The organism is Pseudophaeobacter sp. EL27, assembly GCF_900313025.1.
In the GTDB taxonomy this organism is placed as follows: Bacteria; Pseudomonadota; Alphaproteobacteria; order Rhodobacterales; family Rhodobacteraceae; genus Pseudophaeobacter.
Genome location: NZ_OMPQ01000015.1, coordinates 326,685 through 344,773, shown reverse-complemented (window position 1 = coordinate 344,773; position 18,089 = coordinate 326,685). Strand labels below are relative to the sequence as shown.

Annotated in this window: 17 protein-coding genes; 4 read left to right on the top strand and 13 right to left on the bottom strand. The window is 57.9% G+C overall.

The annotated features are described in order from the left end of the window. Positions 1 to 153: 153 nt before the first annotated feature. The 10 genes from ED661_RS20070 to ED661_RS20025 all read right to left on the bottom strand — a co-directional run bounded on the left by ED661_RS20070 (position 154) and on the right by ED661_RS20025 (position 9,651). Positions 154 to 960, bottom strand: coding sequence for an ABC transporter permease (locus tag ED661_RS20070; protein ID WP_122076446.1), 807 nt, complete (start codon positions 958 to 960; stop codon positions 154 to 156). Beyond that, positions 957 to 1,838 (bottom strand): ABC transporter permease, encoded by an 882-nt coding sequence (locus tag ED661_RS20065; protein ID WP_122076444.1) that lies wholly within the window; start codon positions 1,836 to 1,838, stop codon positions 957 to 959. The genes ED661_RS20070 and ED661_RS20065 overlap by 4 nt, the downstream gene beginning before the upstream one ends. A 106-nt stretch (positions 1,839 to 1,944) precedes the next feature. Then, complete coding sequence (locus tag ED661_RS20060; protein WP_122076442.1) at positions 1,945 to 2,652, bottom strand: transporter substrate-binding domain-containing protein; 708 nt, start codon at positions 2,650 to 2,652, stop codon at positions 1,945 to 1,947. A gap of 78 nt (positions 2,653 to 2,730) precedes the next feature. Further along, a complete protein-coding gene (locus tag ED661_RS20055; protein WP_122076440.1) occupies positions 2,731 to 3,519 on the bottom strand; it encodes an ABC transporter ATP-binding protein in 789 nt (262 codons plus the stop codon). Positions 3,520 to 3,654: 135 nt separating this feature from the next. Beyond that, on the bottom strand, positions 3,655 to 4,422 hold the full coding sequence (locus tag ED661_RS20050) for a phosphate/phosphite/phosphonate ABC transporter substrate-binding protein (RefSeq protein WP_122076437.1): 768 nt from the start codon (positions 4,420 to 4,422) through the stop codon (positions 3,655 to 3,657). Beyond that, positions 4,419 to 4,859, bottom strand: a complete 441-nt coding sequence (locus tag ED661_RS20045; protein WP_122076435.1) for a TerB family tellurite resistance protein — start codon at positions 4,857 to 4,859, stop codon at positions 4,419 to 4,421. Before ED661_RS20045 ends, ED661_RS20050 begins: the two co-directional genes overlap by 4 nt. Then, entirely contained in the window at positions 4,859 to 5,320 is a 462-nt protein-coding gene (locus ED661_RS20040) for a TerB family tellurite resistance protein (protein ID WP_122076433.1), read from the bottom strand. The genes ED661_RS20045 and ED661_RS20040 overlap by 1 nt, the downstream gene beginning before the upstream one ends. Before the next feature lie 163 nt (positions 5,321 to 5,483). Next, positions 5,484 to 5,777 carry a DUF1330 domain-containing protein gene (locus ED661_RS20035; RefSeq protein WP_122076431.1) on the bottom strand — a complete coding sequence of 98 codons (294 nt, stop codon included), beginning with the start codon at positions 5,775 to 5,777 and terminating at the stop codon, positions 5,484 to 5,486. Between the two features lie 195 nt (positions 5,778 to 5,972). Further along, on the bottom strand, positions 5,973 to 9,095 hold the full coding sequence (locus ED661_RS20030) for a valine--tRNA ligase (RefSeq protein ID WP_122076429.1): 3,123 nt from the start codon (positions 9,093 to 9,095) through the stop codon (positions 5,973 to 5,975). A gap of 121 nt (positions 9,096 to 9,216) precedes the next feature. Beyond that, positions 9,217 to 9,651, bottom strand: a complete 435-nt coding sequence (locus tag ED661_RS20025; protein WP_122076427.1) for an Lrp/AsnC family transcriptional regulator — start codon at positions 9,649 to 9,651, stop codon at positions 9,217 to 9,219. A gap of 107 nt (positions 9,652 to 9,758) precedes the next feature. On the opposite strand from ED661_RS20025, the gene ED661_RS20020 reads away from it, so the two are divergent. The 3 genes from ED661_RS20020 to ED661_RS20010 are packed head-to-tail and all read left to right on the top strand — an operon-like array spanning position 9,759 to position 14,314. Further along, entirely contained in the window at positions 9,759 to 10,910 is a 1,152-nt protein-coding gene (locus tag ED661_RS20020) for a type III PLP-dependent enzyme (RefSeq protein ID WP_122076425.1), read from the top strand. Between the two features lie 49 nt (positions 10,911 to 10,959). After that, positions 10,960 to 13,254 (top strand): xanthine dehydrogenase family protein molybdopterin-binding subunit, encoded by a 2,295-nt coding sequence (locus ED661_RS20015; RefSeq protein ID WP_122076423.1) that lies wholly within the window; start codon positions 10,960 to 10,962, stop codon positions 13,252 to 13,254. Then, on the top strand, positions 13,235 to 14,314 hold the full coding sequence (locus tag ED661_RS20010) for a DUF2235 domain-containing protein (protein ID WP_122076421.1): 1,080 nt from the start codon (positions 13,235 to 13,237) through the stop codon (positions 14,312 to 14,314). Before ED661_RS20015 ends, ED661_RS20010 begins: the two co-directional genes overlap by 20 nt. Before the next feature lie 75 nt (positions 14,315 to 14,389). Here ED661_RS20010 and ED661_RS20005 read toward each other — a convergent pair whose 3' ends face one another. Further along, a complete protein-coding gene (locus ED661_RS20005) occupies positions 14,390 to 14,881 on the bottom strand; it encodes a PaaI family thioesterase (protein ID WP_122076419.1) in 492 nt (163 codons plus the stop codon). 101 nt (positions 14,882 to 14,982) lie between these two features. Continuing rightward, positions 14,983 to 15,852, bottom strand: a complete 870-nt coding sequence (gene metF, locus ED661_RS20000) for a methylenetetrahydrofolate reductase [NAD(P)H] (RefSeq protein ID WP_122076417.1) — start codon at positions 15,850 to 15,852, stop codon at positions 14,983 to 14,985. 96 nt (positions 15,853 to 15,948) lie between these two features. Between metF and ED661_RS19995 the strand changes: the two genes are divergently transcribed. Beyond that, positions 15,949 to 16,854 carry a LysR family transcriptional regulator gene (locus tag ED661_RS19995; RefSeq protein WP_122076415.1) on the top strand — a complete coding sequence of 302 codons (906 nt, stop codon included), beginning with the start codon at positions 15,949 to 15,951 and terminating at the stop codon, positions 16,852 to 16,854. 79 nt (positions 16,855 to 16,933) lie between these two features. Here the strand turns inward: ED661_RS19995 and ED661_RS19990 are convergent, their stop codons facing one another. Beyond that, complete coding sequence (locus tag ED661_RS19990) at positions 16,934 to 17,965, bottom strand: GAF domain-containing protein (RefSeq protein ID WP_122076413.1); 1,032 nt, start codon at positions 17,963 to 17,965, stop codon at positions 16,934 to 16,936. Positions 17,966 to 18,089: the final 124 nt, after the last annotated feature.

Genomic DNA, 18,089 nt, shown 5'->3' with positions numbered 1-18,089 from the left:
GGCTCCTTGGTGGTGTTGCCCCTGTTGTACTTCAGGATTGTGATTGCGCCAAGAGAATTTGATCAAAAGTTTGCATTCTGCTGTCTTGATCAAGGGAAAGGTCATAAAAAATGGCCCCCGGAGGAGCCATTTTAGAGTTAGATTTTTGATCTTCTAGCGCATCAGGTTGGGTTTGTACTTCACCTTTGACCGCAGGCTCTGCGGCATGTGCCGGTTCAGCCTCGTGTTGATCAGCCCGAATAGGAAGATGACGATCAGGGTAAGCAGGACGAAATAGAACGCCAGAATCGGGTAGGGGACAAAGGGGTTGAAGGTTTTGTCGGCGATGTATTTGGCGTAGTAGAGCGCATCTCCCTGTTGCCGCCAGATCGGAAAGCCCGAGAAATACACCAGAGTGGTGGCATGGAACAGAAAGATCGCCTCATTGGTATAGGCGGGCCAGGCCAGCCGCATCATCGTGGGCCACATGACTTTGCGAAACCGCGACCAGCCGGTCAGCCCATAGGCATCTGCCGCTTCAATATCGCCCTTTGGAATAGACTGAAGTGCTCCGTAGAAGATCTCGGCGGAGTAGGCCGCCGTGTTCAGGAACAATACGATCAGCGCACCCAGCCAGGCGGCACTGAGAGGCCCCAGGACAGGAAAGACGCCTTTGAGGTTGATGAAGAGGAAATAGGCAAAGAAGAACTGAATGAACAGAGGCGAGCCACGAAACAGGAAGATGAACCATTCGGCTGGCTTCCGGGTCCAGCGGTTGCCTGCGTATTTTGCCATCGCCAGCGCATTGGCAAAGAAATACCCTGCGATGACGGCCAGGATGCCAAAGTAGAGATTCACGATCATGCCCGAGCCGATCAGGGTGAACTGATCGCATAGGGTGATGTCAGTCTTGGGGAGAACCCGCTCACCAAATCCAATCGACTGAAAAGCGTACTTTTGTACTGTGTCCCAACAGCTCATGCCGCTTTCCTTTGCGCTTCGCCACCGATGGTCGCCTGACCATGGGACAGTTTCAGAGAAATACGGGCCAGAACGATCTCGGACACACGGGTAAAGACGAGGTAGAACACCAGCAGTACCAGGAAGTACCACATGCGCCAGTCCCCATGGGGGTAGTCGGTAAAGCGCGCCATTTTTGAACCACCCAGTTCGCGCGCCCAATAGACGATGTCTTCGACACCCAGCAGGAACAGCAGTGGCGTCGCCTTGATCAGCACCATCCACAGGTTCGACAGGCCGGGCAGAGCATAGACCCACATCTGCGGCACCAGAACGCGCCAGAAGGCCTGACGATGAGTCATGCCATAGGCCTCGGCAGTTTCGATCTGGGCGCGGGGCACCGAATTCATCGCGCCATAGAGCACATTACCGGCAAAGGCGCCAAAAACGATGGCAAAGGTCAGAACCGCCAGGGCAAAGCCATAGGTCTCATGGATCCATTGCGGCGAAGTGCCAAGCGGCATCTTGGCAATATCGCAGACCACAAAGTCACTGCCCTGACGGATCGGCTCAGTCCATTCCGGGCAACGGGCCTGGTGCAGCACCCACTCGATTCCCTGGTCCAGGGCGATGACAAAAAACAGGAAGAAGGCAATGTCAGGCACACCACGTACGGCAGCGATATAGGTCTTGCCGATCCAGGACACCGGGGCAAAGCGCGCGCGCGACAGCATCGCAGCGCCAAAGCCAAAGCTAAGGGCTGCCGGCGCGGTAATGGCCAACAGCAACAACACGGTCCCAAAGGAGACGTAGAAACCCATATGCTTGCCAGTGGTCAGATAGCAGCTGAGCCACTTTAGACCTTCGAGCAGGGAGGGGTCGGAGCAATAGGAAAAAATGGTGGGCCTCTTACCTTAGAGCGCAACCGGTGGAGAGGTGGCGGGAGAGGAAAGGGAATGGGACAGGGCGAACCCTGTCCCAAAGATCGTGGAGATTGTCAGGCGATCAGAATTTGCCTTCGATTTCCCATTTGTCGAGCATATCGTTCAGCGAGCCGTCTGCTTTCATCGAAGCGATAGCCGCGTCGAACTTGCCGCGCAGCTCGTCGTCGGTTTCACGGAATGCCATGCCGATACCACCGCCCAGACGGACTTCTTCCAGGAACATCAGCTCGGTTTCTGCAACGATTGGGATCAGGAAATCCTTGTCGGACAGCACCGCGTCAACTTCACCGGACTGAACTGCCGCAACGGTTTCATCTGGGGTGGCGAATTCAACCAGGGTAGCGCCGGTGGAGGCAACATGCGCCGACTGGATGGTCGAGGCCTGAGCCGCTACGATCGCGGTCTTTACGTCAACGCCTTCGCTCATGCCTGCGTAGGCCGAGGGAGAAGGCTGGGTGTAGCCCTGGGTGAAGTCAACAACTTCTTCGCGCTCATCAGTGATGGACATGCCGGCGATGATGGCGTCGTAGTTGCCGGAGGTCAGGTTGGGGATGATGGAATCCCAGTCATTTGTCACCCACTCGCAGGTCAGCTCGGCGCGTTTGCACAGCTCATCCCCCAGCTCGCGCTCAAAACCGTCAACTTCGCCATTGTCGTTGAGGAAGTTGTAGGGAGGGTAGGCGCCCTCGGTGCCCAGACGGACGGTGTCAGCCAGGCCCATACCTGCGGTCATTGCCAGCGCGGCAGTGGTCATAATAAGTGATTTCATGGTGTTTCTCCCGTTTATTGTTTTCTGTTTGGTTTCTTTTTGTACTCGCGAGGGCCAAATCACGGCCCGGGCGAAGGGTTAAAAACTGGCGCGCAGATGTCGTGTTGGCGCCAGGAAATTGCGCAGCCGTTCAGATTGCGTATTGCCAAAGACCTCATCGGCGCTGCCCTGTTCTTCGATAAGGCCCTGGTGCAGAAACACAACCTTATCTGACACATCGGCCGCAAGGTTCATGTCATGGGTGACGATCATCATTGTACGGCCTTCGGCAGCCAGGTCTTTGATCACCTTGACAACTTCCTGTTCCAGTTCTGGATCCAGGGCAGATGTCGGTTCATCAAACAGCAGTGCTTCTGGCTCCATGCAGAGCGCCCGCGCAATTGCTGCGCGCTGCTGTTGGCCGCCAGACAGCTGCGCCGGATAGGCATCCCATTTGTCGGCAATGCCGACCTTGTCCAGATATTTACGGGCGGCTTCCTCGACCTCCTTGGGGTCGTGCCCCAGAACCGTCACAGGGGCCTCCATCACATTTTGCAAGATGGTCATATGCGCCCAAAGGTTAAACTGCTGGAACACCATCGACAGATTGGTTCGAATGCGCAGCACCTGTTTGGCATCACTGGGACGACGGCTCAGCCCGTTACCGGACCAGGAGATGGGTTCGCCTTTGAACCGAATCTCACCGTCCTGGCTGTTTTCCAGCAGGTTGCAGCAACGCAAAAGCGTGGATTTTCCCGATCCGGATGAGCCGATCAAGGACACAACATCACCGCGATGGGCGGTGATGCTGACACCTTTGATGACTTCCAGCTCTCCATAAGATTTATGCAGGTCGCGGATCTCGAGTACAGGTGTCGGAGTGGTCAAAACGGTTTCGCCCAGTTGTAAAAAACTCGCTCTAATTGGACCGAAAAATTGACTGAATGCAATGTTAAAACCGGAAAGTTTCGGGGGTAACTGCGCGGAATGGCGGTAGCATCCGTCGAAATGGGCAGGCGTACCTTAGCCGCGTGCTTTTATCTTCAGTTCTGTGAGCACGGGCCCCGGTGGTGTTGGCACCGCCAGGTATTCGCTGGTTGGAATGTGCAAAAACCCCTTGAGCCGCAGAGTGGCAAGTGTGGTTTCCTCCAGCGAGGAGATGGCGGATTTTACCGCGATGAACAAAGCCGCAGGATCTTGGGACAGGGCAGTGATAAACGGCAGTCCCGGGGTTGGCACCGTGAGATCGACAACACAGAGCGCATCGGCAAAATCATCGTAGTCCTGAATCATTTCCCAGGACAGAAGGTCCAGCGCGGCAAAATCGGCACGTCCCTCGGCGACGGCCCGGGCTGACTCGCGGTGGCTGCCAGTCTCGATCAGGGCGCCGGGTAGGATATTGCGATCCTGCATATGGATCAGCGGCGCGGCCCAGCCGGATTGCGACAAGGCGTCGTTATAGGCAAAGCGGGTGCGATCGAATTGTTCCAGTGGCGGCAGGGTTGCGGATTTTTTGGCGACAAAGACGCTGCGATAATAGCCCGGGGGGCAATCGGGCAGGCCATAATCCGGGGTGCCGACCAGCTCAACCTCGCCATAGAGGCGGGTTCGAAACGGGCAGCCACAGGTCTGGGCTAACAACAGCTCGGGAGAGCTCCAGGCCTGCCAGGGGTCAATCCCGCGCGAGAGGGTCTCGGGGCCTTTGTCCAGATTGCTGCGAATGGCAGCCCAGAGCTGATCATTGGCAGCAGCAGTTTCCGGTCTGTCATACATCCCGAGAAAGGCGATCATATGACTGCCTCCATCCGCTTGCGGGCCTTGGCGCTTTCTACATCACTGACGCCCAACAGATTCGCCGTCAATCGCATCAGGGCATCCTCACCATCATCACGGTGACCATCTGCCAGCACCACCTGCCACAGGGCCTCGACCACGCCGATGCGGTCCTCAAAGGGAATTGCCTCCTTGATGGCGCGGGTAAAGCGAACCGTATCCGGTGCCTCGGCCTCCATGGCTTCGGCCTGTTCGCGCAGAATGATTGCGCCGCCGGTATCCTGGCCAAACCGGGTGCAGATAATGCGGTCGATGCGGTCTTTCTCAACTTCAGAATAGTTGTGGTCGGAACGGGCAATACGAACCAAAAGCGCAGTCAGCGCCATGCGCGCACCTTCATCCGTCAAAGGCTCCGGTGCCGGGGCCAAGAGGCGGGACAGCAGTTCTTTAAACATCATTTTTCCTCTAGGCTTGCCGCGAGCTTGGCCAGGGCTTTGGCGCGCGCTGCCTCATTATCCGCAAAAGACAACCCCATGGCCTTATAGGCTTCCTCAAGGATGCGGACTTCGCCCTCGTGCTCATTCTGGTCAGCCAGAACCACCTCCCACAGCGCGTCCAATGCCGCGAGGCGTTCGTCCAGGCCGGTGGTCTCGCGGATCAGACGGCCAAAGGTGTCGGTTTCCGGGGCGGCAGAGTGCAATTTCTCACAGGTGGCGCGGACCTTGGCGGCCTCAAGGGCGTCATGCTGATAAAGCCGCGACAGGATCCGATCAATCAGACTGATCTCCTCTACCTTATATTCGCGGTCGGATTTGGCCACACGCACCAGCAATGCCCCCAGGGCGAGTTCGGCGTCCGGATCTGGTAACGCCGGTGTGTCGGTTGGCCGAAAAGCCTGAAAAAACTTCTTGAGCATGCCAGGGATACTCCGTGGATCTAAGGGCCAAGGTGAGGATCAACCGCGCCTGGCCAAGTTGTGTAAACCTAAAGGTGGGCCCCCAAAAACTGACCCGAGATACTATATTAATCAACGCCGGGCTGGCAAAGCCGCATGTGGTTGCCGGGCCAATCCGTTGGCCCTAGCTGTCGTAGCCTTCGATAATCTCCATGTCGCCGGTTGAAACCGGATCACGCAGCGCTTTGGCATCTTGGTAAGCAACGCTATCATAACAGGATTTTGCGGTTTCGAAATCCTTGAATTCGATCACCACGGTCCGGGCGCGCAGCGCGCCTTCGCGCACCTCCTTGGATCCGCCACGGACCAAAAAACGCGCGCCATATTCTGCAAAAGGCGCTGCATTGGCGGCGACATAGTCTTTGTAACGTTCCAAGTCGTCGACATCGACATGCGCGACCCAATAGCCCTTTGGCATCTTCAGAACTCCCTCATGCTCTTTGCAACAAGCTGATACAGAACCGCAGCAATGACAATGGTGAGCTGTCAAACATTTTCCCCCTACGCGGGTGAAGCTTTGACAAGTTCTCAGAAAATTGCCGCTATCGGCCAAAAAAACGCCCGCGCAGAGGCGGGCGTTTCTATAGGTGTAACTGCGTCAGAGCGCGGGGTTCTAGCCGATTTCCTGCAGGCGCGACAAAGCGTCTTTCAGTTTGGCTTCCTCTTCTTCACGAAGGGCGAGGTTCTCGCGGGCCTCTGCCACCACCTCATCCGGCGCCGAGGCGACAAATTTGGGGTTCTTCAGTCGACCGCGCAGCCCGCCCAATTCCTTGGCCAGCTTGCCGAGGTTTTTCTCCAGACGCGCCTTTTCAGCCTCGACATCAATGATGTCGGCCAGCGGCAGGCCAAAGCTGGCACCGGGGGCCGCAACGGAGGCGCAGCCTTTGGGGAACTCATCAACCTGATCGAGGCTCACCACGCGGGCGAGTTTCTGGATCATGGCCTCGTTGGCCTCCCAGGCGGCGCGGGCGGCATCGTCGAACTGGGTGACCAGCATCGGGATCTTGGAGCCCGCAGGCACGTTCATCTGCGCACGGGCGGAGCGGATGTTCTCAATCGTGGTGATGACCCAGGTCATTTCCGTGTCGGCCGCTTCATTGACCAGCTCCAGGCCATAAGAGGGCCAGTCCTGATGCACCAGCATGTTGTCGCGCTTGGCAGTCTTGCCCCAAAGCTCTTCGGTGATGAAGGGCATGATGGGGTGCAAGAGCACCATGCATTGATCCAGCACCCAGCCGAGCGTCTGGCGGGTCTCGGCAATCACGGCCTCATCCTCTGAGCCAAACAATGGCTTGCTGAGTTCGATATACCAGTCACAGACCTTGCCCCAGACAAAGGCATAGAGCGACAGCGCCGCATCGTTGAAACGGTAGGCCTCAAGGGCTGCATCCACCTCAACGCGAACCTTGGCGGTCTCACCAATGATCCACTGGTTTACTGCGGCCGATGCCTCGGGGCAGGTATAGCCGGGCTGGCTCTCGTCGTAGACCTCGTTGAAATTGGCAAAGTTCACTGCGTTCCACAGTTTGGTGCCAAAGTTCCGGTAGCCCGCGATGCGTTGCATATCCAGTTTCAGCACGCCCCCAAGGGAGGCCATGGCGGCATTGGTAAAGCGCAGCGCATCGGCGCCGTATTCGTCAATGATTTCCAGCGGGTCAACGACGTTGCCGGTGGATTTGGACATCTTCTTGCCCTTGGCGTCACGGACCAGCCCATGCAGGTAGACAGTGTCGAATGGGATGCGCTGCTCGACGGGGAGGTCTTGATCCAGAACCGCCATCTGCATCATCATCATCCGCGCCACCCAGAAGAACAGGATGTCCTGCCCAGTCACCAGGGTCGAGGTCGGGAAGTATTTCGAGGTCTCTTCGGACCATTCCGGCCAGCCCAGGGTGCCAATGGGCCAGAGGCCGGAGGAGAACCAGGTGTCCAGCACGTCGGGGTCGCGGACAATGTCTAGGTCAGTGATATTGCCCTCAGCGTCAAATGACCAAGCTGCGCCTGATGTTGCAGGATTACGGCCAAGGCGTGCTTGGCGCTTGGAAATAGCATCGTCAGGGTCCGTACAGGCGAAGATGTCAACATCGTAGCCGAGAGCCGACTTGTAATACTCGCGAGCAATTGCTGAGGCTTCCGCTTCACTCGATCCGCAGAATTCCTTCTTACTATCATAAGTTAGTTTTCCGTCGGCTTCGACGCGTGGACCGAACCAAACCGGAATCTGATGCCCCCACCACAGCTGGCGCGAGATGCACCAGGGTTCGATGTTTTCCAGCCAGTGGTAATAGGTCTTCTCGCCGCTTTCGGGCAGGATCTTGACGGTGCCGTCTTTCACCGCATCCAGCGCCGGGCCAACAATCTTGTCAGTCTCCACAAACCATTGGTCGGTCAGCATCGGCTCGATCACCACCTTTGAGCGATCCCCAAAGGGCTGCATGATCGGTTTGCTCTCAACATAGGGCACAGAGGTTGTCACCTCAGTTTCGTTGCCCTCGTCGTCTTTGACCTTTGCGGTCTCGGCGACCATCACGGCCAGTCCCTCGGCGGTGATATCGGCGATCACGGCCTTGCGGGCCTCTTCGCGACTCATGCCACGGTATTCTTCCGGTACCAGGTTCATCGCGGCGATGCTGGCCTCGGTGAACTCCGCCTCGCCATTGGCAATCGCCTGGGCGGTGGTGGCTTCCTCGACATAGGGCGCACCGTCGGCGCGCATATTGGCCTTGGTGTCCATCAGGTTATACATCGGAATGCCGCCACGCTTAGCGACCTGATAGTCGTTGAAGTCGTGCGCACCGGTGATTTTCACCGCACCAGAGCCAAAATCCTTGTCGGGGTACTCATCCGTGATGATTGGGATCAGACGGCGCTGCGCCTTGGGGCCAACCGGAATTTCACAGAGCATGCCAACGATGGGTGCATAACGCTCGTCCGAGGGGTGCACCGCAACCGCGCCGTCACCCAGCATGGTTTCGGGCCGGGTGGTGGCGATAGAGATGTAATCGCGGGTTTCGCTCAGCGTGACATTGCCGTCTTCATCTTTCTCGACGTACTCATAAGTGGCGCCACCCGCCAGCGGGTATTTGAAGTGCCACATATGGCCGGGGGTCTCGATGTTTTCGACTTCGAGGTCCGAGATCGCGGTTTCAAAATGCGGGTCCCAGTTGACCAGACGCTTGCCGCGATAGATCAGGCCTTTGTTGTACATCTCCACAAAGACCTTGATCACCGCATCGTGGAAATTGGGCGAGTTCTCGTGGCCCGTGCGGGTGTCACCATGGGCACCGGCCATGGTAAAGGCGGTGCGGTCAAAATCGCAGGAGGCACCGAGGCGTTTGAGCTGCTCAATAATCGTTCCACCGGACTGTTCTTTCCACTCCCAGACCTTCTCCAGGAACTTCTCGCGGCCCAGCTCAGCACGTGAAGGCTGCTGGGTCTTGGCCAGCTCGCGCTCCACCACCATTTGTGTTGCAATGCCGGCGTGGTCGGTGCCGGGCTGCCAGAGGGTGTCAAACCCCTGCATACGCTTCCAGCGGATCAGGATATCTTGCAGCGTGTTGTTGAAGGCATGGCCCATGTGCAGAACGCCGGTGACGTTGGGGGGCGGGATCATGATGCAATAGGTCGAGGCTTCTGGCTTGGCATTGGCGCCCGCTTTAAAGCAGCCGGCCTCTTCCCAGGCTTTGTATAGGCGGCTTTCAGCTTCGGCCGCGTCGAATGTCTTGTCCAGTGCCATGAGGGTCGTCCTGCGTCGGTTGAATTCGGGGTTGCGCCTCCAATAGCGAATGGGGGCGCAAAGGGGAAGCCATGGCGCAGCCCTGCGTCGCAAAAGCCTGTTTTGGTCATGATGCAGGGGCTTAGGAGGTGCGGTCCAGCTTGGTGGCCAGATGGATCAGGCTCTCGGAGGAGCGCACGCCACGCGCCTCGCCAATGCGGTCAATGGTCTGATCCAGCTCGGTGGTGCTCTGGGCTACCACCTGGGCCAGCAGATCAAAGCGCCCGGATGTGGTATGCACCACCTCAACCCCCGATAGGCTGCGCAGGCGTGACAGGACTTCGGGGCCGGAGCGTGGCTCGATCGAGATCAGCACTGTGGCTTGCAGCGGGGGGCGCGTCGCGGCAGAGGCGCGCAGGGTATAGCCCTCAATCACGCCGGTGCTTTCCAGCCGCTCAATCCGCGCCTGAACGGTGGTGCGGGCGAGGCCCAGGGTGCGGGCCAGATCTGCGACTGGTCGGCGGGCGTTATCCCGCAAGAGGGTCAAAAGCTGCTGATCTATTTCGTCTGTTTTCATCTGTTTGCCTGCGATGTGCCGATATTTTTCGTCATTTTAGTCGAAGTGCCGGAGGATATCGACGCCAAAACGCCGGAAAATAAGTAAAACACATGAGGCTTTATCCGATGCAGCAGATCCCACCGCTCTGGCTTGACCCCGAAACCCACCTGGCACGGCATAATCCGGATCACCCGATCCTGTATTTTTCGCCGCGGGTGCTGCATCAGGTGGCAGAGCGGTTTCAGGCCGGGTTTGATGGGCTGGTTACCTATGCGGTAAAGGCCAATCCGCATCAGGCGGTGCTGTCAAATCTGGTAGCTGCTGGGATTTCCGCGTTTGACGTGGCCTCTCCGGCGGAAATGCAGGCTGTGCGTCTGGCCAGCCCGGATGCGGTTATGCATTACAACAACCCGGTACGGTCGGACCTCGAGATTGCGGCGGGGATTTCCCATGATGTGGCCAGCTGGTCGGTGGATGAGCACTCTGAGCTGGACAAGCTGAGTGCGGTCCCCCGCGATAAGGAAATCGCGGTGCGGTTTGCCCTGCCAGTAGAAGGGGCCGCCTATGATTTTGGCAGCAAATTTGGCGCGGCGCCGGAAGAGGCGGTTGAACTGCTGAAACGTGTCGCAGCTGAGGGCTGGACGCCCGCCCTGTGTTTCCATCCCGGCACCCAATGTGAGGATGAGGCTGCCTGGGTCGAGTATATCCATGCAGCCAAGCGGATTGTTGAAGCCTCTGGTGTGAGTATTGCCCGGCTCAATGTGGGCGGCGGTTTTGCGGCCAACCGTGACGGGGTGGCTCCGGATCTGGAACGGGTCTTTGCGGCCATCAATGGCGCGGTCCTTGCGGCCTTTGGCGCCGATCACCCACAGCTGATCTGCGAGCCGGGTCGGGCGATGGTCTCTGAGAGCTTCACCCTGGCGGCGCGGATCAAGGGGATGCGCAAAGGCGGTGAGATGGTCTTTCTCAATGACGGGATCTACGGCGGGTTGGTTGATATCCGTGATATGGGACTGCCCGGTCGGGTTGAGGTGGTCAGTGCAAAAGGTAAGCACCGGGATGCAGCACGCAATCCGCGTGTTGTCTTTGGTCCTACCTGTGACAGCCTGGACCGTTTGCCTGATGGTTTGCCGCTGCCTGCGGATACCCAGACGGGCGATTATGTGTTGTTCCCGGGATTGGGGGCTTATTCCTCGGCCATGAGTACGCAGTTCAACGGTTATGGGCTTTCTGACGTGGCGACGGTGATTGAGCTCTCTGGACAAGCGCGCCCCTGAAGCTAATGTCCCCCTCAACGGCAGTAGCCAGCGTGAACAGGGGGCGAGCATGGAAAAATTTGGGAAAAGTCAGCCGGTCAAACGGGTCGAAGATGTTCGGTTCCTGACCGGACATGGGCGCTACATTGAAGACTGCGCCCCGGCGGGCGCCCTGCGGGCCTGGGTGCTGCGCAGCCCCATTGCCCATGGGGTGATCTCGACCTTGGATCTGGAAGAGGCCCGCGCTGCGGAGGGTGTCCATATGGTGCTGACCCTGGCGGATCTACAGGCGGCCGGGCTCACCACCACCATGGATGCCACCGTGGTCAAGAACCGCGATGATAGCGATGGTGCAGCACCTGAGCGCCATATGCTGGCCAACGGGCGGGTACGTTTTGTCGGGGAACCTATTGCGGTGGTGATTGCCGATACCCTGGACCAGGCCCGCGATGCAGGTGAGCTGATTGAGCTGGATATTGACGACTTACCAGTAAAGCTGGATCTGCAGGCGGGCGGTGAGCCGCTGCACCCGGAAGCCCCCACCAATAGCGCCTTTGACTGGGGTATGGGAGATGAGGCGGTAACCGAGGCGGCCTTTGAGGCCGCTGCCCATACCGTGTCGCTACAGGTTGAGGACAACCGTATTATCGTCAATGCGATGGAGCCACGCGGTTGCTTTGCCACCTGGAAAGAGGAGCGCCTGCATTTCACCTATGGGGGCCAGGGCGTCTGGGGCGCCAAAAGCCAGCTGGCGGCCAAGCTGCATCTGGAAGAGGAGGCCGTACATGTGGTGACACCAGATGTCGGCGGTGGCTTTGGCATGAAGGCCATGACCTATCCGGAGTATTTTGTGGTGGCCCATGCGGCACGCCGCCTGGGCATGCCAGTGTTCTGGATGTCGGACCGTACTGAGGCGATGTTGAGCGACAATGGTGGCCGTGATCTGACCTCACTGGCGGAACTGGCCTTTGACGCGGATCTGAAGATCACCGCCTACCGGGTAAAGACCCGCTGTAACCTTGGCGCCTATAACTCGCAATTCGGCCAGCCGATCCAGACCCAGCTGTTCAGCCGGGTTCTGGCCGGGGTCTATGATATCAAAACCGCCTGGTTGCAGGTGGAGGGGATCTATACCAATACCACCCAGGTAGATGCTTACCGCGGCGCTGGGCGTCCCGAGGCGATCTATGTGCTGGAGCGGGTCATGGACCGCGCGGCGCGCGAGCTGGGGGTCGATCCGTTTGAGCTGCACCGCCGCAACTTTATCGCGCCAGCCAATTTCCCCTATGCCACTGTGACCGGTGAAAGCTACGATGTTGGCGACTTTGGCATGATCCTGTCCCGCGCTACGGAAATGGCGGATATGGCGGGCTTTGCCGCCCGTCGTGCTGCGGATGCAGAGACGGGAAAACTGCGTGGCCTTGGACTGTGTTACTATATCGAAAGTATTTTGGGTGATCCTTCAGAGGGTGCAGAAGTCGAATTTCTGGAGGACGGTCGGGTGAATATCTATGTCGGGACGCAGAGCAACGGGCAGGGGCATGAAACTGTCTATGCCCAGTTCCTTGCGGATCAGACAGGTATTCCGGCGCATATGATATCGACCATCCAGGGCGACAGCGACCGTATTGCCAAGGGTGGCGGCACGGGTGGCTCGCGCTCGGTGACGACGCAGGCCAATGCCACACTGGCAACGGTGGAGGTGATGGTTGCCGCCTTTACGCCTTTCCTGGCCGCAGAAATGGGCGTCGAAGAAGAGGCGGTGAATTTTGACGGCGAGACCTTCCGGGCGCCGGGATCAAACCTGACACCATCTATGCTGGAGGCGGCAGAGATGGCCCGCGCGCAAGGCCGCCTTGATTTGCTGCGTCACACGGCGCGGGCGCAATTGCCTGGGCGCTCGTTTCCAAACGGAGCCCATATCGCGGAAGTCGTGATCGACCCCGAGACCGGGACCTGTGTGACGGACCGCTATACGGTGGTTGATGATTTTGGCAACCTTATCAACCCGATGCTGGCCGAAGGTCAGGTGCATGGCGGGGTGGTTCAGGGGCTGGGACAGGCGATGATGGAGCATGTTGTCTATGATGAAGAGGGTCAGCTGCTCACGGCAACGTTTATGGACTATGCCTTGCCGCGCGCCGCTGACGTCCCCATGATTGGATTTACCTCTGAACCGGTACCCTCGACCCAGAACCCGATGGGGATGAAGGGCTGCGGTGAAGCCGGGACAGTTGGGGCACTGGCGGCCCTGGCCAATGCGGTTCAGGACGCCACCTGGGACCGGGGACTGCGGCAGGTGGACATGCCGTTCACACCGCTGAAACTATGGGAAGCTTTGAAGGATGGTACTCAAGCAGCTTAGTAATCGCTTACTCGGATGGCTCGGGCGCCCATTGCGCTCAGAGCATTCGGGTGAGGCCAAGCTGCGGGGGCCGCAGGCCCATGTGATCATTCTGGATGGCACCATGTCAACGCTGGAGCCCGGCCACGAGACCCATGCTGGCCGACTCTACCGGATGTGTTGCGAGATGGGGGCTGAGGTTTCGGTCTTTTATGAGGCCGGGGTGCAGTGGACCGGATGGGCCAGCGCACCGGATGTGATGATGGGGCGTGGCATCAACAGGCAGATCCGCCGCGCCTATGGCTATCTTGCCTCGCGGTATCGCCCGGGGGATCGCATCTACCTGATGGGCTACTCGCGTGGGGCCTATGCGGTGCGCTCCTTGGCGGGGGTGATCGGAGAGGTTGGTCTGCTGAAGGCGGAACATGCCACTGTGCGCAACATCCGCACCGCCTATCGCCACTACCAGCAGGGGGGATCGCCGCAGGTGGCACAGGCATTTCACAACGCCCATTGCCATGCAGAGACCGAGATCGAGATGATTGGGGCTTGGGATACTGTCAAGGCGCTGGGCCTGCGCCTGCCTTTGCTATGGCGCTGGGCGGAAAGCCGTCATTCCTTTCACAACCACGAACTTGGGGCGCATGTGAAACATGGCTACCATGCCCTGGCCCTGGACGAGACCCGTGACGTGTTCAAGCCGGTGCTCTGGACCTGCCCCAAGGGCTGGAACGGGCGTATCGAGCAGGTCTGGTTTCACGGGGCCCATGGGGATGTTGGTGGTCAGCTGGCCGGGCATGAGGAGGCGCGGCCCCTGTCAAATCTGCCGCTGGTCTGGATGTTGGAAAAGGCCGAGGACTGCGGTTTGCCGCTGCCGCAGGATTGGCGCATGCGCTTTCCGGTCGACCCCAAGGCGCCCTCGATCGGAACCTGGCAGGGCTGGGGTAAGATCTTTTTGTTGCGCAGCAAGCGCCAGGTGGGGTTGGACCCCAGCGAACGGCTGCACCCCAGTGTTCAGGGGGTTGAGATGCAGAAAAAACCACCGGGCTGGTTTGCTGGGCTGACGGGCAATGCCCCCTAGAAAAGCAAACAGCGGTCGGGATCCCCGGCCGCTGGCTTTAAACTGGTCTTGGCAGGATGTATCGTTTCTGCTGTCTTAGGTTTTGGTGCCAAAGACCTTCATGACAATACACGTGGTTGAACCGGTTGCGTAGAGCTTGCCATCTTTGACGCCGCGAATTTCGCCATGGGCGACGCCGGTCGAGCGACCAACATGGTCAATAACGCCGACGCAGTCTACGGTGGTGCCCAACGGGATGGATTTCACAATATTGATCTTATATTCCAGCGTTGTATAGGCGGATCCTTTGGGCACTGCGGTCATCACCGCGCAGGCCATGGCGCTGTCGAGCAGGGTGCCGTACCATCCCCCATGGACCGTGCCCATAGGGTTGGTGACCTCAAACTCTGGGGTGCCGCGAAACACCGCGCGCCCTTCAGAGACTTCGTGCAGCCTATAGCCCAGCTGTGCCCCGATCGGAGGGCCGGGCAGGCGGCCTTCGAGGATGCCCTGCATGAATTCAAGCCCGGAAAGCTGGACAACCTGATCCATCGACAACAGATCGGCTGGGGATTTTGCAATTGCCATGTCTGGGCCCTTTATGCGCGTTCACCAAAGACGCACCAGAAGTGTTTTCCATAGTGCGTTCCTTTTTGGAATTACCGCAAGAGCAGAGCCGCCAACACCCCTTACGCTACGTTCTCCAGCGAGACCTTTGGCGTGATGCCAAGGGCAAAACAGACATCGCGGGTCAGTTCTGGGCGGTTGAGGGTGTAGAAATGCAGTTTCTTTACCCCTTCATCCAGCAAGTCAGAACATAACTCTGTGCAGATCGCTGTTGCCAACAGGTCTTCACGATCATCCCGCATGGCCTTTTCAAAGGCGTCATCCACCCAGGACGGGATTACAGTACCGCAGCGCTTGGCGAAATTACGCGCGCCTTTCCAGTTTTCAATTGGCAAGATGCCCGGGATCAGCTTGTCGCCATCAATGCCGGCCTTGGCGCAGGCATCGCGGAACCGCAGGAAGGTCTCTGCTTCAAAGAAGAACTGGGTGAGGGCCTCATCCGCACCAGCATCCAACTTGCGCTTGAGCCAATCCACATCTGCCTGGGCATTTGCGGCCTCTGGGTGGGGATCGGGATAGGCCCCTACACGCAGGGAGAACTTGCCGGTTGCGGCCAGGGCTTCGATCAGTTCAACCGAATTGGCAAAGCCATCGGGGTGCGGCACAAACTGGCCGCTGCCCTTTGGCGGGTCGCCACGCAGAGCGACGATCTCGGTGACGCCCACTGCGGCAAAGTTTTCTGCAATCTCTAGCGTTTCCGCCCGGCTGGCATCCACACAGGTGAGATGCGCCGCAACATTGAGCCCAGAGCTGCCATGCAGGGTTTTGACCGCGTCCCGCGTCAGATCGCGGGTGGTGCCACCGGCGCCATAGGTGACCGACACAAAGCGCGGATCCAGCGGCGCCAGGGTCTGTACCGTGTCCCAGAGCCGAAATGAGGCCTCCAGCGACTGCGGCGGGAAAAACTCAAATGAAATCTCAGGGCTGGTCATGACTTTGCTCTCCAATAGATTTAGCCTCTTGTTGCACGCGCAGCATTGTGAGACAATTTCATAATTCTCAAGAACAACATGAACTGAGTTGAAGTTATGCATATCGAGTTCCGCCACCTGCGCACCATCAAGGCCATTCACGAGGCGGGCGGGCTGGCGCGGGCGGCTGATCAGCTCAACATCACCCAAAGCGCGTTGAGCCATCAAATCAAGGGGTTGGAGGATCAGGCCGGGGTGGAATTGTTTCTGCGTCGCTCCAAGCCGATGAAGCTCTCGGCGGCGGGTCTACGGCTGCTGCGGCTGGCCGAACAGGTGCTGCCCCAGGTCGAGGCGATGCAGGCTGAGTTTTCCTCATTGCGCGATGGCCATGCTGGGCGGATGCATATCGCGATCGAATGCCATGCCTGTTTTGAATGGTTGTTCCCGGTACTAGAGGGCTTTCGCAAGAACTGGTCGGATGTTGATGTGGACATTCGCCCCGGCCTCGCCTTTGACGCGCTGACAGCCCTGCAGAAAGAAGAGGTGGATCTGGTGGTCTCTTCCGATCCCGAAGATATCCCCGGCGTCGATTTCATCGAACTCTTTGACTACAAATCGGTATTTGTTGCCTCGTCACACCACCCGCTGGCGCAGAAAGCTTTTGTCGAGGCAGAAGATTTTGTCGACCAAACCCTGATCACCTATCCGGTGGAGAAGACCAAGCTGGATGTGTTCAGCCAGTTGCTGATCCCCGCACGGGTAGAGCCCGAGAGCATTCGGCAAGTCGAATTGACCGCCGTGATCCTGCTGCTGGTGGCCTCAAACCGGGGGATTTCAGTGCTGCCGGACTGGGTGGTGCGGGAGGTGAAATATTCTTCTGACTACGTGACGCGGCCCCTCACCAAGACGGGTATCACCCGCAGTCTTTATGCTGCAATCCGCAGCGATGACCGGCAAAAACCCTATATGCAGGAGCTGATCCGCTTGGCAAAAGTTGAGGCCCGAAAACTGCAACAGCAATAATCTCATGCCTCAGACATGGGGTTTCACATCCCCTTTGTCGACGTTTCAAAGGGGCTGCAGAGGTAGCGGCGGCCGGATCCTATGGTTCGAGAGAGCGCTCTCTCATGATCTCAAAGCTCAACCGATCTCGGAAAATATTCAGGAGTTCGGTTTCGAGTTTATGTGTGATGATTGGTTCGTCATGAAAAATGACGAGATGGCCCAGGGCATTTGCCTCACCGTCCGCCACCCGAATTCCGAGATAGCTATCAAAACCGGCAGTGCGGTATATTTCTTGGTCGGGGTATGCATCGGCCAACCCTTCGTCAATGCGAAACTCTTCCATGGTTTCCAACTGCTTACAGGGTCTTCCTTCATAGGTGAGGGATGTGCCTTCTAGGACTTTCCGGCAGATACCGTCGTCGCAATAGGCAAGAATGTTGAAGTTTCTTTGGTCTGTAACAGAGCATTCAGCAACAAAGACAGATCTGACAGCCAGCAGAGATTGGATTTGCCGAGCAATCAGTTGAAAGATGTTTTCGGAGGTGCCGAGGGCGGGGCCTCTGGCGAGTGTTTGCAGAACACGCTGGGATCGCAGGTTCTCCAACTCTGTTGCAATGCGCGCGGAGAAGTCATTGATGGTCTCCAGTATTTGCTCACATTCTTCACCAGAGGTCTGTCTGCGCCAGGCAAGCTGGATGAGGCCAATGGCCTCATTGTAGGTATTGAGCACGGGATATCCCAGAAAGCTCTCCAACCCTTTATGCTGAAGCAGTTCATCGTTGGGAAATGAGTTTTGAACCCCTTCGTGAACCAGGACAATCTGAGCGCTTTTTATGGCTTCCAGGCAAGGGGTGAAGCAGGCTTCATACTCAAAATTCTTGAGCGATTCCCCATCCATCCAACCCGCTTTGACCTGAATGTGTTCCTTGTCCGTCACGCGTAATTCACTGATCGCGACAAAATCGGCCTGAATCACATCCTGTAAAAGATCAACAAAAGTCTGCAGAAACTCCTGACCGGTTTTGGAGGACAAAAGCTCAAGGTCATTTTTAGAAGAGGAAAGAGGGGTAATTACATCCAGTGGATCTGTCTGATGGCTATTACCTGAATGAGCCGAACTGATTTCCATAAACTACACCTGTTTAGTATTCACGTTCCTCGGGGCCTTACCTAGGGTAATTTTGGAATGGAAGTGGGACAAAGTGAAGCTTGGAAAATGGTTTTGTGGCGGTTTTATCCAATAAGTGGGCAAG

What these genes read in the sequence shown, in the direction of transcription:
- ED661_RS20010 (WP_122076421.1), top strand. Translation starts at nt 13,235, where the DNA reads ATGGTACTCAAGCAGCTTAGTAATCGCTTACTCGGATGGCTCGGGCGC.
- ED661_RS20070 (WP_122076446.1), bottom strand. Translation starts at nt 960, where the DNA reads ATGAGCTGTTGGGACACAGTACAAAAGTACGCTTTTCAGTCGATTGGA.
- ED661_RS20040 (WP_122076433.1), bottom strand. Translation starts at nt 5,320, where the DNA reads ATGCTCAAGAAGTTTTTTCAGGCTTTTCGGCCAACCGACACACCGGCG.
- ED661_RS20060 (WP_122076442.1), bottom strand. Translation starts at nt 2,652, where the DNA reads ATGAAATCACTTATTATGACCACTGCCGCGCTGGCAATGACCGCAGGT.
- ED661_RS20005 (WP_122076419.1), bottom strand. Translation starts at nt 14,881, where the DNA reads ATGGCAATTGCAAAATCCCCAGCCGATCTGTTGTCGATGGATCAGGTT.
- ED661_RS20030 (WP_122076429.1), bottom strand. Translation starts at nt 9,095, where the DNA reads ATGGCACTGGACAAGACATTCGACGCGGCCGAAGCTGAAAGCCGCCTA.
- ED661_RS19995 (WP_122076415.1), top strand. Translation starts at nt 15,949, where the DNA reads ATGCATATCGAGTTCCGCCACCTGCGCACCATCAAGGCCATTCACGAG.
- ED661_RS20050 (WP_122076437.1), bottom strand. Translation starts at nt 4,422, where the DNA reads ATGATCGCCTTTCTCGGGATGTATGACAGACCGGAAACTGCTGCTGCC.
- ED661_RS20015 (WP_122076423.1), top strand. Translation starts at nt 10,960, where the DNA reads ATGGAAAAATTTGGGAAAAGTCAGCCGGTCAAACGGGTCGAAGATGTT.
- metF (WP_122076417.1), bottom strand. Translation starts at nt 15,852, where the DNA reads ATGACCAGCCCTGAGATTTCATTTGAGTTTTTCCCGCCGCAGTCGCTG.
- ED661_RS20035 (WP_122076431.1), bottom strand. Translation starts at nt 5,777, where the DNA reads ATGCCAAAGGGCTATTGGGTCGCGCATGTCGATGTCGACGACTTGGAA.
- ED661_RS20025 (WP_122076427.1), bottom strand. Translation starts at nt 9,651, where the DNA reads ATGAAAACAGACGAAATAGATCAGCAGCTTTTGACCCTCTTGCGGGAT.
- ED661_RS19990 (WP_122076413.1), bottom strand. Translation starts at nt 17,965, where the DNA reads ATGGAAATCAGTTCGGCTCATTCAGGTAATAGCCATCAGACAGATCCA.
- ED661_RS20045 (WP_122076435.1), bottom strand. Translation starts at nt 4,859, where the DNA reads ATGTTTAAAGAACTGCTGTCCCGCCTCTTGGCCCCGGCACCGGAGCCT.
- ED661_RS20020 (WP_122076425.1), top strand. Translation starts at nt 9,759, where the DNA reads ATGCAGCAGATCCCACCGCTCTGGCTTGACCCCGAAACCCACCTGGCA.